This window comes from Asanoa siamensis (assembly GCF_016862555.1).
In the GTDB taxonomy this organism is placed as follows: Bacteria; Actinomycetota; Actinomycetes; order Mycobacteriales; family Micromonosporaceae; genus Asanoa; species Asanoa siamensis.
The window spans coordinates 23,261-36,152 of record NZ_BONE01000023.1; the positions used below are offsets into that span (position 1 = coordinate 23,261).

Genomic DNA, 12,892 nt, shown 5'->3' on the forward strand with positions numbered 1-12,892 from the left:
CCCGTGCGTGGCGCCGCTCACCTACCCGGTTGCCCGGTGGGCAGCCGCCTCAGTACAGCGTTTTCGCAGGTGGAGAAGAGACAAGGCGGATGCCGACGATGGTCCAGCCCAGCGATCCGGCGCCGATCATCGCCCAGCCGACCCAGTTATCCGCTGCGATCAGATAGTCACCCTCTGTAGTCCGACCGGCGGCCAGGAGGGTGATCGCGAGCCAGATCAGGGCCGCCGGCAGGACGGTCAGCCGGCGCTTGGTGGACCGGTAGGCGAACCAGCCGATGAACAGGTTGCCGGCCAGCGCCAGCACGGCCGAGACGCCGATCAGGGTCCCGCCGATCCGCACGCTGATCAACAGCAGCTCGAGGACGGCGGAGAGCACCGACAGCAGCACCGTGAACAGCACGCCGGCGGTGGTCAGCAGCACGGCCACGACACCGCGGTCGCGGCTCGGGCGAGGCTCGGGAGCCTGTTCGGCGGGCGGCTCCGCGGGCGGCTCGGGCGGCGGCGGAAGCTGGTCGGTCGGGCTCGGCACGGCGCTCACCTCGAACCGGCCTCCGCCGGCGCGGGCTCGTCGACCGCGAGGCCGGCGAACAGGTCGGCTTCCCAGCCGTTGGGCCCGTCGCCCGGGCCGCGCTCGCCGGCCGCGAGCGTGAAGTACTCGACGCCCATGAACTCGTTGCCGAAGTCGCCCGCCAGCGCGTACAGCCAGGACGCCTCGGGGATCTGGGTGGCGTGCGCCTTGAGCGCGGCGACCTTCGCGTCGTGCAGGTCGGTGGCGTCGATCCGGGCGGCGATCTCCGCGTCGGGCGTGCCGAACGGGAAGTCGTCGACGCTCTCCACGCCCTCGAACGGGTTGCCGACGGTGTCGGCGAAGGCGTGCAGGCCCGCCTCGAGCACGCTCTTGGGCAGCGCGGTCCAGTAGATTTTCTCGGGCCCGACACCCTCGGCCCGGGCCAGCTCGGCCGCCCGCATCGCGACCCGGTGGGCCTGGATGTGGTCAGGGTGACCGTAGAAGCCGTGCGCGTCGTACGTGATCATGACCTGGGGCCGGGTCTCCCGCATCACCTCGACCAGGTAGCCGGCGGCCTCGTCGAGATCGGCCTGCCAGAACGCGCGCGGGTTGTCGTTGGTGGGCATGCCCATCATCCCGGAGTCGCGGTAGCGGCCCGCCCCACCGAGGAAGCGGACGTTGCCGACGCCGAGCGCCGCACAGGCGGCCCGCAGCTCCGCGATGCGGTAGCCGCCGAGCTGGTCGGCCTCCGCCGCGGCCAGCAGCGCCAGCTCGGGGACGTAGATCTCGCCCTCCTCGCCCAGCGTGCAGGTCACCAGCGTGACCTCGGCGCCCTGCGCGGCATATTGCGCCATGGTCGCGCCGGTGCTGATGGACTCGTCGTCCGGATGGGCGTGCACCAGCAGTAGTCGTCGAGCCACCGGGCCACTCTACGCGCGTCGACGGCGGCCTCCCGGAACGACTCTCACCAGCCTCTTCGACCCCATACGATCCGGATGTGGAGTTTCCCGAGCTGGCCGCGCGGACTTCGCTGTTCACCCGCGGCGCGCCGCACCAGGTCACCGTGGCAGCCGACGGCGCACGGGTGCTGTTCCTGCGCTCCGCCGGCCCGGAGGATCCCACCGACTCGCTCTGGACGCTCGACCTACCCCGTGCGGGTGGCGGCGAGGCGGTCGAGCGGCTGGTCGCCGAGGGGCCGATCGACGCGTACGCGGCAGACCCGCAGGCCCGGGTCGCGGCGCTGGTCACGGACGGCCGGCTGCGCCGGGTCGACCTGCGCACCGGCGCGGTCAGCGACGTCGCCGCGAACGGCCCGGTCGCCGACGCGCGGCCGGACCCGACGGGCACCCGGATCGCCTACCTGAGCCCGGCCGGCGAGCTGCGGGTGATCGAGCCGGACGGCGCCGACGTGCTGCTGGCCGGCGAGGGCACCCACGTGAGCTGGGGCCGGGCTGAGGAGGTGGCCCGGCGGGACTTCGACCGCCGCCGCGGCTACTGGTGGTCACCCGACGGCCAGACCCTGCTCGCGACCCGCGTCGACGACGCCCGCGTGACCCCCGGCGAGGATGTCCGCACGCCCCGGGCAGGCGGCGTCAACGCGGAGGTCAGCCTGCACCTGCTGGATCTCGACGGTGGCTGGGTCGACGTGCACTGGGACCGGGAGACCTATCCCTACCTGGTCGCCGTCGACTGGGTCGAGGGCGGCCCGCTGATCACCGTGCTGCGCCGGATGCAGCAACACGGCCTGGTGCTGGCGGTCGACCCGCGGACCGGGGAGACCCAGGTGCACGCCGAGCTGGCCGACCCGCGCTGGGTCGAGCCGGTCGCCGGCACGCCCTGCCACCTGCCCGACGGCCGGGTGCTGGTCGGCGGGGAACTGGCCCACGACGGCTACGACGCGCGCTGCCTGTTCGCCGACGGGACGCTGCTCACCCCGCCCTCGCTCTATCTGCGCCGGGTGGTCGGCCGGATGCCCGGTCCGGGCGGCTCCCCCGACCTGCTGGTCGAGGCCAGTGACGGCGAGCCGAGCGAGCAACACCTCTTCCGGGTACGCACGGCGATCGGCGGTGGCGGCGTCGAGTCGCGCCGGCTGACCACCGCGCCCGGGTGGCACACGGGAGCCGTCGGCGGCGACGTGCTGGTCATCGGCGCCCGGTCGCTGGAGCACACGGGCACCCGCTGGACGGTCTGGCAGGGCGACGCCCAGGTGGCCAAGCTCGAGATGCTCTCGGCCGAGCCGGCGGCGGCGCCGCGGCCCGCGCTGGAGCGGGTCACCGACCGGCGGCTGCCGGCAGCGGTGGTCTATCCGACCGGGCACGTCGACGGTCGCCGGCTGCCGGTGCTGCTCGACATCGACGGCGGGCCGGGGCACCAGGAGGTGCGCGCCGAGCGGGCCGCCTGGATCGAGCGGCAGTGGTGGGCCGACAACGGCTTCGCGGTGGTGACCGTCGACAACCGGGGCACGCCCGGCGTCGCCCCGTCGTTCGAGAAGGTGGTGCACCGCCGGCTCGCCGACGTGATGCTCACCGACCAGGCCGACGCCCTCGGGGCGCTCAGCGGCAAGCACCCCGACCTGGACCTCACCCGGGTCGCGGTGCGCGGCCGGCGGTTCGGCGGGTGGCTCGCCGCGCTGGCGGTGCTGCGCCGCCCCGAGGTGTTCCGGTGCGCGGTCGCCGAGGGCCCGATCGTCGACTGGGCCCAGTGCGGCACGGCCTACGCCGAGCGCTACCTCGGGCAGCCGGTCGACGGCCCGGAGATCTACGCGCACCACTCGCTGCTGGAGGCGGCCGCCGAGCCGCCGGGCAGGTCCCCGGTCAGCCCGCTGCTGATCGTCGCCGACCCCGCCGACCCGGTGGAGGCGGCCGAGGTGGCCCGGCTCTCGACGGTGCTGACCCGCACCGACCGCCCGCACGAACTGCTCCACGAGGCCGACCCGGCCCGCCGCCTCCCGGCCGAACGCGACTTCCTGCGCCGTAGCGTCTGAGGGGTGCCCGAGCTACCCGAAGTCGAGAACGCCCGCACGGTGATCGCGCGGGCCGGGTTGCACCGGCGGATCGTGGACGTGGACGACCACGACACGTGGGTGTGCCGGCCGCATCCGCCGGGGCAGATCCGCGCCGCGCTGGTCGACCGCGAGCTGACCGTCGCGCACCGGCGCGGCAAGAGCATGTGGTGCGAGACGTCCGAGGACGGGCCGGTCCTCGGCATCCACCTCGGCATGTCCGGCAAGATCGTCGTCGCGGACGCCGACGGCACCGAGGTCGACGGCGGCGACTACTGGGAGCGGGGGCGGGCGGCGGGCGACTACCGGTACGCCCGGTTCGCGCTCACCTTCGCGGACGGCGGCCGGCTGATGCTGGTCGACCCGCGCCGGCTCGGCCGGATCCGGCTGGACCCGCCGATCGAGGAGTTGGGGCCGGACGCCACGGCGATCACGCCGGAGCAGTTCCGCGCGATGCTCGGCCGCGGCACGGCGCCGGTCAAGGCCCGCCTGCTCGACCAGCACGCGGTCGCCGGCATCGGCAACCTGCTCGCCGACGACATCCTCTGGCGGGCGAAGGTGCACCCGGGTCGGCCGGTCGACGAGTTGACCACGGACGACGTGAGCGCGCTGCTGCGGGCGACCCGGTACGCGATCCGCACCTCGGTGCGGGACGGCGGCGTGCACACGCTGGGCAGCCTGAAGCTGCGTGGCCCGGACGGCCGCTGCCCGCGGGACGGCTCGCCCAGCGAGCACGGCGTCTACGGCGGCCGCACCACCTGGTTCTGCCCGGTCGACCAGAGACGGTGAACGAGGGGCCCCCGGGGATCGGGAGCCCCTCGTCACTCACCCGCGGCTACTGCTTGATGTAGGCGTTGTAGTAGACCGTCGTGCCGATCGAGTCGGAGTGGAAGACCCCGCCGACCTTGTCGCCCATGACCAGGAAGGTCTTGTTCTGGTAGATCGGGACCACCGGGTAGTACTTCTCCACGATCGTCTTCTCGATGTTGGACCAGTCGTCGCCCGCCTCGCCGGCCGGCAGCGCGGAGGCCTTGTCGATCTCGGCGTTGACGTCGTCACCGTTGAAGTACGACACGTTGGAGTTGCCCAGCGGGCCGATCTTGCGACCGTCGTACAGCACCGGGATCGTGGACGCGCCGCTCGGCCAGTCCGCACCCCAGTTGCTGATGTAGATGTCGTACGGGTTGGCCTTGGTCCGCGCGGTCGGGTTGTGGTTCGCGGCCGCGATGTAGGAGACGACGACCTCGAAGCCGGCCTTCTCCAGGCTGTCCTTGACGACCGGCGCCGTCTGCTGGCCGAACGCGCTGTCACGGGACATGAAGGCGAGCTTGATCTTCTTGCCGCCCAGCATCTCCTTGGCCTTCTCCGGGTTGCCGGTCGGGCCGCAGCCGGTCGGGTCGGCGATCTCCTGGTAGCCGATCGTGGTGTCGGCCTGCAGGTTGTTGGTCAGCCGGCCGGCCGCGTCGCCACCCTGGGTCAGCAGGATGCCCTGCTTGTCGAGCGCACAGCCGATCGCCTTCCGGACGTTCATGTCCGTGATCTTCTGGTTGTTGATCGCCAGGTAGTAGACGAACAGGCTCGGCGTGTCGATCGTCCGCTCCTTCAGGGCGGGGTCGCCCTGCACCTTGCTGACCAGCGACTGCGGCACGTTGTCGTAGGCGATCGCGTTGGCGTCGGCACCGCCCGCGATGGCGCGCTCGGTCTGCGCGGCGTCGTCCGGGCCGATCTCGACCTCGACGCCGTCGAGGTAGTTGTGCCGGATCGGGTCGGTGTTGGGGTCCCAGTTCGGGTTCCGCTCCAACACCATCTTGCTGTCCTTGGTGTATTCCTTGATCTTGTACGGGCCGGACGAGAAGATCCGCCGGTCGTACTCGAGCTTCGTGTCCTTGGCCTGCGGCAGCGGCGCCGACGTGCCCATGCTCAGCGCGAACGGCAGGTCGCAGTGCGGGTTCTTGAACTCGAACTTGAGCCCGTAGTCACCGTTGACGGTCAGGCCCGGCACCGTGGTGCTGCCCGAGGTGTAGGGGCCCTTGTAGGTGGCGTTGTATTCCGGGTTGTCGGCGAGCCACTCCTGCACGTAGGTCGGGCCGCCGTCGATCGACTCCTCGTACGACCGGGCGATGCCGTAGGCCACGTCGGCGGCCTTGACCTCGCTGCCGTCCTCGTACTTCACGCCCTTCTTGAGCGTGTACTCCCAGGTCTTGCAGTCGCCGTTGACGTCCTTGCCCGGGTCCTCGGCCAGGTCGCCGACCAGCGTGAGCTTGCCCTTGCCGTCCTCACGGAACTGGGTGAGGTTGCGGACCAGCAGGTGCTGGATCGCCATCGCGTTGACGGTGTAGGTCCGCTGCGGGTCGGTGTGCTCGAAGTCGGACTGCTGGATGATCTTCAGCGTGCCGCCGCGGGTCGCGCCCTGCACCTCGGGCGCGGGCCCCTGCGACTCCTTGGGGTCGGTCGAGATCGCTCCGGTTCGCGAGACGACCTCACCGCCCTCCTCCGCGGATTCGCCGGTGTTCTTGGAACAGGCGGCCAGCGACGCCGCCAACAGCAGCGCGGCGCCGGTGGCGGCGGTCGCGCGCCGCAACGCCCGTGGTGAGCGCATCGGTCACTCCTCCCTAATCCCACGGAGGACTTGCAGAAATCCTCCGACATGAGCCTGTAGAACGAACATTTCTTTCAGGTCACGGGCGCGTGTCGGCACGGCCCACACCGACACGCGCCCGTGGGCTTACGCGAGACGAACTCTCGGGTCGATGAACGAGTAGAGGACGTCGACGACGAGGTTGGCCGCCACGATGAACAACGCGGCGAGCAGCACCGTCGCCATCACCAGCGGCATATCGAGGTTGATGGCCGCGTTGAGCGATGCCTTGCCCAGCCCGGTGAAGCCGAAGATGGTCTCGGTCACCACCGTGCCGCCGAGATAGGTGCCCAGGTCGAGGCCCGCGATGGTGACGATCGGCGTGATCGCCGCGCGCAACGCGTGTCGCCCGTACACCCGCATTTTGGTCATGCCCTTGGCCCGTGCGGTGCGCACGAAGTCCTCGGACAGGGTTTCCAACATCTGCGCGCGGGCCAGCCGCGCGTAGCTCGCCGAGTTGATGAAGCCGAGGGCCAGCCAGGGCAGCAGCATCGCCGCCGCCCACTTGACGGGGTTCTCGGTGATGGGCACGTAGCTCGGATAGCCGAGCAGGCCCGTCTCGTACACGAAGATGATCAACAAGAGCGGGCCGAACAGCAGGATCGGCATCGAGGCGCCGGTCAGCGAGAAACCGACCGCGCCCCGGTCGAAGATCGTGCCCTTGCGCAGGGCGGAGACCATGCCGACCGATACGCCGATCAGCAGCCAGACCACCGCGGCACCGAACACGATGGACAGTGTCACCGGCAGCGTGCGGCCGATGATGTCGGTGACGGGCTCGTCGTTGCGGAACGAGTAGCCCAGGCACGGCGCCGGGCAGTGCCGGGCCGCGTCACCCTCGCCGAAGGTGCGCCCCTTGACGATGCCGGCCATGAAGTCGGCGTACTGCTGGACGACCGGTGTGTCGAGGCCCATCCGCCGTTCGATGCTGGCCTGCTGCTCGGCCGAGCAGGTCTTGCGGTTGCCGCACATCAACTCGGCCGGGTTGTTGGGCACCGCGAAGAACAGCCCGAACGTCAGCACGCTGACCGTGAACAGCGTGGCGACCGCGAGGAGCGCCTTCTTGAGGAAGAACCGCAGCATCGACGCCTCCTACCGGTCGGACTTGGGGTCGAGGGCGTCGCGCAGCGAGTCGCCGAACAGGTTGAACGCCAGGACCAGGGCGAACAGCGTGATGCCGCCGGTCAGCGTGAAGGCCGGGTCGTCGCGGATGTAGTTGACGCTGTCCGAGATGAGCCGGCCCAGGTCGGGCGTGGGCTCGAGGATGCCGATGCCCAGGAACGACAGGGCCGCCTCGGCGGTGATCAGCGCCGGCACGTTGAGCGAGAAGGTCACCAGGATCGGCGCCCAGAGGTTGGGCAGCAACTGCTTGAACAGCACGTGCGGGGTACGGGCGCCGGACGCGCGGGCCGCCTCGACGAACTCCCGCTCGCGCAGGGTGAGCACCTGGCCGCGGACCAACCGGGCGCTGTAGGTCCAGTTGAACAGCACGAACACGATGATCAGGAGGACCGGCCGGAACCAGGACGCCTCCTGGTCGGTGGGGCCGTAGCGTTGGGCGACCGCGATCGGCACGAACGCGAAGCAGAAGATGTAGAACGGGAACGCCAGCGTCAGGTCGGTCAGCCAGCTCAGCACCGCGTCGACCTTGCCGCCGAGATAGCCCGCGACGATGCCGATGACCACGCCGAGCACGATGGTCAGCAGCGCGGCGGAGAGCGCCACGATCAGCGACGTGCGCATGCCGTAGACGATCTGGATGAAGACGTCGCGGCCGAGCCGGGGCTGCACGCCGAGCCAGTGCTCGGCGCTGATGCCGCCGAGATAGCCGAGCGGGTTGCCGTTGCGGTCGAGCTTGTCGGTGAAGCGGTCGAGGGGGCCCTTGCCGTAGAGCCGTTCGATCAGCGGCGCGCCGAGGGCCGTCAGCGCGAAGACCGCCAGCGCGATGCCGCTGGCCCAGGCGGTGCGGTCACGCTTGAGCCGCAGCCAGGCGAGCTGCCCGGGCGACCGGCCGACGAAGTCCTTGGCGGTGGCCGCGGGCCGGTCACCGCCGGGTTCCTCGGGCGTCGCGACCGCGAGACCGACCGGCCCGGTGGCGCCATCGGTCATGGCGGTCACCTCCCTTCGGGGTCGTGCACTGTGCAGTGAACGCTTCGAACGCGAAAGGAAGTTGCATCCGACCGTTGGCGCTGAAAGTAAGCTACAGCTTGCGAACTGTCAGCCGGGTCGGCGGTAACGACTCTGCATCGAGGACGCCTTATGCGCCGCCCTGGGTTCGCGCTCGCGACGGAATCGTGACCTGTCGCTGGGAGCGGCGCAGGCGCATGACGAGCGGGGACCGCGCGGTTAAGGTCATCCGGGTGACCCATTTCGACGCGGCCGCAGCAGCGGTCCAGGCCGCTCTCGACGCCGGGGCGCGCTACGCGGACGCTCGGGTGATGCATCGCCGCACCGAGTCCATGTCGGCCCGCAACGGCGAGATCGAAGAGCTCAACCAGGACGAGGACGCCGGCGTCGGCGTACGCGCCCTGGTCGGTTCCGGTTGGGGCTTCTACGCCGTTCCGGACATCTCCGACGCCGCCGCCCGCGCGGCCGGCACCCGGGCCGCGAAGATCGCCGCGGCCAGCGCCACCGTGCCCGGCCCGGCGACCGGCCTCATCCCGTTGCCACCCGCGTCGGGCTCGTGGTCGTCGCCGTGCGAGGTCGACCCGTTGGGCGTGCCGCTGTCGGAGAAGGCCGCGCTGCTCGTCGGTCTCACCACCACGATGCGCGAGCACGGCGCCGACGTCGCCGAGAGCCACTACCGCGTCTGGGACACCGCCAAGTGGTTCGTCTCCAGCGAGGGCCACCGCGTCGACCAACGGTTCCGCGAGTGCGGGGGCGGCATCACCGCCACGTCGATCGGCGAGGGCGAGTCGCAGCGGCGCTCCTACGGCAACCAGTACGGCACCCGCGGCTGGGAGCTCGTCACCGGGCTCGACCTGCCGGGCAACGCGGCCCGGGTGGCGACCGAGTCGCGCGAGCTGCTGACCGCGCCACCCTGCCCGGCCGGCGAGACCACGCTGATCCTGGGCAGCGAGCAGATGGCGTTGCAGATCCACGAGTCGGTGGGGCACGCGATCGAGCTCGACCGGATCCTCGGCTGGGAGGCGGCCTACGCCGGCACCTCCTGGCTCGACGTGCGCAAGCTCGGCAACATGCGGTACGGCTCGCCGCTGATGAACATCACCATCGACCCGACGATCCCCGGCGCGCTCGGCAGCTTCGGCTTCGACGACGAGGGCACGCCGGCCGCCATGCGCTACGCCGTCCGCGAGGGCGTCTGGGTCGGCGTGCTCGCCGGGCGCGACTCGGCGTCCGTGGCCGGGCTCGACTACGCGGGCAGCGTCCGCTCCGACGGCTGGGCCCGGCTGCCGATGGTGCGGATGACCAACGTCGGGCTGACCCCGGGCCCGCACACGCTCGACGAGATCATCGCCGCGACCGACGACGGGATCCTGATGGAGACCAACCGTTCCTGGTCGATCGACGACCGGCGGCTCAACTTCCAGTTCGGCTGTGAGATCGGCTGGGAGGTCAAGAACGGCAAGCGCGGCCGGATGCTGCGCAACCCGACCTACACCGGGATCGGCCCGACGTTCTGGCAGTCGATGGACATGCTCTCGTCGGAGGTGACCGACTGGGGCATTCCGAACTGCGGCAAGGGCCAACCTGGTCAGACCGGCCACACGGGCCATCCGGCGGCCGCCGCGCGGTTCACCGGCGTACGGGTGGGGGTGACGGGCTGATGTCGGCGGAGCTCGACCTCGCGGGCCGGGTCGTCGACCTGGTCCGCCGCCTGGCGGGCAGCGCCGCCCAGGCCGAGGTGCTGGTGGACCACACCGCCCTGGCCCTCACCCGGTTCGCCAACTCCGGGATCCACCAGAACGTCGCCGACGCCACGACCGGCGTCCGGCTGCGCGTGCACGTCGACGGCCGCACCGCGGGCGGCTCGACCACCGTGGTCGACGAGGCCGGGCTGACCGCGCTGGTCGAGCGGACCATCGCCGCGGCCGCGCTGACGCCCGCCGACCCCGGCTGGCCCGGGCTCGCGCCGCCGGCGGCGCTGAGCGGCGACGATGCCTGGGACGAGGCCACCGCGCAGGCCGGCCCCGACGAGCGTGCTCTGCGCGTCCGGGCGTTCGTCGACGCGGCCGCGGGCCTGGAGACGGCGGGCTACTGCCGCACCGTGCACTGGTCGGGCGCGTTCGCCAACAGCGCGGGGCAGGCCGTCGCCGGCCGCGCGGCGGAGGCGGCGATGGACGGCATCGCCCGCGTGCCCGGCGCCGACGGCGTCGCGCGACTCGGCTCGCGCCGGCTCGCCGACATCGACGGCGCCGTGCTGGGCGGGCGGGCCGCGCTCAAGGCGCGGGCCGGCGCCGACGCGGTCGAGTTGCCGCCGGGCCGCTACGAGGTCGTGCTCGAGCCGACCGCGGTGGCCGACCTGCTGGCCAACTTCGCGTTCTACGGCTTCAACGGCAAGCTGCACAACGAGCGCCAGTCGTTCGCCGAGATCGGCGCCGCCCAGTTCGACCCGGCCGTGACGATCGTCGACGACGTGACCGCGACGGCCGGCTTCGGCGTGCCGTTCGACGGCGAGGGCACGCCCAAGCGCGCCGTCACCTTCGTCGGCGACGGCATCACGACGGCGGTCGCGCACGACCGGCGCTCGGCGGCCGAGGCGGGCGCCGCGTCGACCGGGCACGCCTGGCCGGGCGGCAGTTCCTTCGGCCCGCTGGCGGCCAACCTGCGGTTGCTGCCCGACGAGAGCGCGCCGAGTGCGGCGGTCGCCGGGCCGGTGGCCGACGGGCACACGGCGGCGCTGGTGTCCACGATGGAGCGTGGCCTGCTGGTCAGCGACTTCTGGTACACCCGGGTGCTCGACCCCAAGACGCTGGTGGTCACCGGGCTGACCCGCAACGGGGTCTGGCTCGTGGAGGACGGCGAGATCACCCGGCCGGTACGCAACTTCCGGTTCACCCAGTCCTACCCGCTGGCGCTGGGGCCGGGCGCGGTGCTCGGCATCGGCGGCAACGCGATCACGCCGGCCGACAGTTGGGACATCTTCGGCTTCACCGGCCCGTCGCTGCGGCTCGCCTCGTGGAACTTCACCGGCGGCGCCTCGGGATAGATTCGTCTGTATGACGACCCCGCCACCCCCGCCGTACCCGAGGTCGCCCGACGACGACGAGCCGGCGACCCAGCCGGTCGCGACCGGCTGGAACGATGCGCCCGCCGTTGATCCGGAGACCGAATCCTCCAGCCCGACAGAAACGGATAATGTGGACAAACGGCGTAAGCGCCGATTTGTCGTGGCCGGGATCGTTGCCGGGGCCGTGGTCCTGGTCGCGGCCTGCGGTTTCGCGGTGGCCGGCGTCGTCCAGGTCGCCGACGCGGCCGACGACGACGGTCGCGACAGGGTGCGCGTCAGCGACTCCTGCGCGGCGCTCGAGGTGCGGCTCAACCGGTTGGCGCCGCCCGGCGCCGCGGCCAACCCGCGCGAACGCGCCCGCGCGATCCGCGACGAGAACGCGGCCCTCGTGCCGTTCCTCGACGACCTCGGCCGGGCCGGCGACGAGCGCCTCGCCCGCCGCTGGACCCAACTCGTCACGGCCCGCACGGCCTACGCGGACGCACTCGACCGGCAGGTCGCGAGCGGCGCGCCGGCCTTCTTCGTCGCACCGGTCGACGAGCGCGGCGACGCGGTCGCGCAACGGTTGAGCGGTCGGCACGACCAGTGCGCCGCAGCAGTCCGTCGACTCGCGGCACCGGATCTGTAGCGCCGTACACCGGATTGATCACACCCGCTGGCACCTCTGCGAGTCGCTTGTTTCCATCGGCGTAACGTGTGCACCGTCACGCGCCGCCAGCGGCCTAAAGAACCTTGCGGGAGACTTCATGACGACAACGGCGACGAGGCCGGTCGGGGCGCAGGCGCGCGCCTCGATTTCGGCTCGGACGTTGCGTACGGACCGATGGTGGCTCGCGCCCCTCATCACCGTGATCGGGCTGAGCGCCTGGATCGCCTACGCGACCGTCCGGGTCTACATGCACAAGTGGTTCTTCGTGGAGGAATACCACTACCTGACGCCGTTCTATTCACCGTGTCTGACCGACAGGTGCGGCGAAGCGGCGGAGTTCGGCACCTTCCTGCCGAGTTGGTGGATCATCCCGGAGGCAGCCCTCACGCTGCCGTTCCTGCTGCTCTTCCGGCTGACGTGCTACTACTACCGCAAGGCGTACTACCGCTCGTTCTGGCTTTCCCCGCCGGCCTGCGCGGTGCCCGACGGGCACAAGACCTACTCCGGCGAGACGCGCTTCCCGCTGATTTTCCAGAACGCCCACCGGTACGCGTTCTACGCCGCCGGCATCATCTCGGTCATCAACACGTGGGATGCCATCAAGGCGTTCCACAGCCCCGAGGGATTCGGCTTCGGGCTCGGCAACCTCATTCTTATCGCGAATGTGGTCATGCTCTGGGCCTATACGCTCTCCTGCCACTCGTGCCGGCACATCGCCGGCGGGCGGCTGAAGCACTTCTCCAAGCACCCGGTGCGTTACCGCTTCTGGACGTTCGTGTCCAAGCTGAACACCCGGCACATGCAGCTGGCCTGGATCACTCTCGCGACGCTCGCCATCACGGACTTCTACATCATGGCGGTCTCGGCGGACTGGTTCGGCGACGTGCGGTTCATCAACTGAGGCG

At 71.3% G+C, this 12,892-nt stretch carries 11 protein-coding genes; 6 read left to right on the forward strand and 5 right to left on the reverse strand.

Annotated elements, in window-relative coordinates:
- Positions 1-49: 49 nt before the first annotated feature.
- Positions 50-529, reverse strand: a complete 480-nt coding sequence (locus tag Asi02nite_RS15990) for a hypothetical protein (RefSeq protein WP_203713699.1) — start codon at positions 527-529, stop codon at positions 50-52.
- A gap of 5 nt (positions 530-534) precedes the next feature.
- Complete coding sequence (gene mshB, locus Asi02nite_RS15995) at positions 535-1,428, reverse strand: N-acetyl-1-D-myo-inositol-2-amino-2-deoxy-alpha-D-glucopyranoside deacetylase (protein WP_203713700.1); 894 nt, start codon at positions 1,426-1,428, stop codon at positions 535-537.
- A gap of 77 nt (positions 1,429-1,505) precedes the next feature.
- On the opposite strand from mshB, the gene Asi02nite_RS16000 reads away from it, so the two are divergent.
- Both Asi02nite_RS16000 and Asi02nite_RS16005 read left to right on the forward strand, forming a co-directional pair.
- On the forward strand, positions 1,506-3,491 hold the full coding sequence (locus Asi02nite_RS16000; protein ID WP_203713702.1) for a S9 family peptidase: 1,986 nt from the start codon (positions 1,506-1,508) through the stop codon (positions 3,489-3,491).
- A 3-nt stretch (positions 3,492-3,494) separates the two neighbouring features.
- On the forward strand, positions 3,495-4,298 hold the full coding sequence (locus tag Asi02nite_RS16005) for an Fpg/Nei family DNA glycosylase (RefSeq protein ID WP_203713704.1): 804 nt from the start codon (positions 3,495-3,497) through the stop codon (positions 4,296-4,298).
- A gap of 46 nt (positions 4,299-4,344) precedes the next feature.
- Here Asi02nite_RS16005 and Asi02nite_RS16010 read toward each other — a convergent pair whose 3' ends face one another.
- The 3 genes from Asi02nite_RS16010 to Asi02nite_RS16020 all read right to left on the reverse strand — a co-directional run bounded on the left by Asi02nite_RS16010 (position 4,345) and on the right by Asi02nite_RS16020 (position 8,256).
- A complete protein-coding gene (locus Asi02nite_RS16010; RefSeq protein ID WP_203713706.1) occupies positions 4,345-6,108 on the reverse strand; it encodes an ABC transporter substrate-binding protein in 1,764 nt (587 codons plus the stop codon).
- Between the two features lie 126 nt (positions 6,109-6,234).
- Positions 6,235-7,230, reverse strand: coding sequence for an ABC transporter permease (locus Asi02nite_RS16015; RefSeq protein ID WP_203713708.1), 996 nt, complete (start codon positions 7,228-7,230; stop codon positions 6,235-6,237).
- 9 nt (positions 7,231-7,239) lie between these two features.
- On the reverse strand, positions 7,240-8,256 hold the full coding sequence (locus tag Asi02nite_RS16020; protein ID WP_203713710.1) for an ABC transporter permease: 1,017 nt from the start codon (positions 8,254-8,256) through the stop codon (positions 7,240-7,242).
- Between the two features lie 251 nt (positions 8,257-8,507).
- Here Asi02nite_RS16020 and Asi02nite_RS16025 point away from each other — a divergent pair, with 251 nt between their 5' ends.
- From Asi02nite_RS16025 to sdhC, 4 genes are all read left to right on the forward strand, one after another.
- The gene (locus Asi02nite_RS16025) at positions 8,508-9,935 is read left to right on the forward strand and encodes a TldD/PmbA family protein (protein ID WP_203713712.1); all 1,428 of its coding nucleotides are present in this window, start codon (positions 8,508-8,510) and stop codon (positions 9,933-9,935) included.
- Positions 9,935-11,317: a TldD/PmbA family protein gene (locus tag Asi02nite_RS16030; RefSeq protein WP_203713714.1), complete on the forward strand. Its 1,383-nt coding sequence runs from the start codon at positions 9,935-9,937 to the stop codon at positions 11,315-11,317. The genes Asi02nite_RS16025 and Asi02nite_RS16030 overlap by 1 nt, the downstream gene beginning before the upstream one ends.
- A gap of 181 nt (positions 11,318-11,498) precedes the next feature.
- Positions 11,499-11,966: a hypothetical protein gene (locus tag Asi02nite_RS16035; protein WP_203713716.1), complete on the forward strand. Its 468-nt coding sequence runs from the start codon at positions 11,499-11,501 to the stop codon at positions 11,964-11,966.
- A 118-nt stretch (positions 11,967-12,084) separates the two neighbouring features.
- Positions 12,085-12,888 (forward strand): succinate dehydrogenase subunit SdhC, encoded by an 804-nt coding sequence (gene sdhC, locus Asi02nite_RS16040; protein WP_203713717.1) that lies wholly within the window; start codon positions 12,085-12,087, stop codon positions 12,886-12,888.
- Positions 12,889-12,892: the final 4 nt, after the last annotated feature.

Coding starts and splice junctions, on each gene's coding strand:
- Asi02nite_RS16010 (WP_203713706.1), bottom strand. CDS start 6,108: ATGCGCTCACCACGGGCGTTGCGGCGCGCGACCGCCGCCACCGGCGCC.
- Asi02nite_RS16015 (WP_203713708.1), bottom strand. CDS start 7,230: ATGCTGCGGTTCTTCCTCAAGAAGGCGCTCCTCGCGGTCGCCACGCTG.
- Asi02nite_RS16020 (WP_203713710.1), bottom strand. CDS start 8,256: ATGACCGATGGCGCCACCGGGCCGGTCGGTCTCGCGGTCGCGACGCCC.
- Asi02nite_RS16030 (WP_203713714.1), top strand. CDS start 9,935: ATGTCGGCGGAGCTCGACCTCGCGGGCCGGGTCGTCGACCTGGTCCGC.
- sdhC (WP_203713717.1), top strand. CDS start 12,085: ATGACGACAACGGCGACGAGGCCGGTCGGGGCGCAGGCGCGCGCCTCG.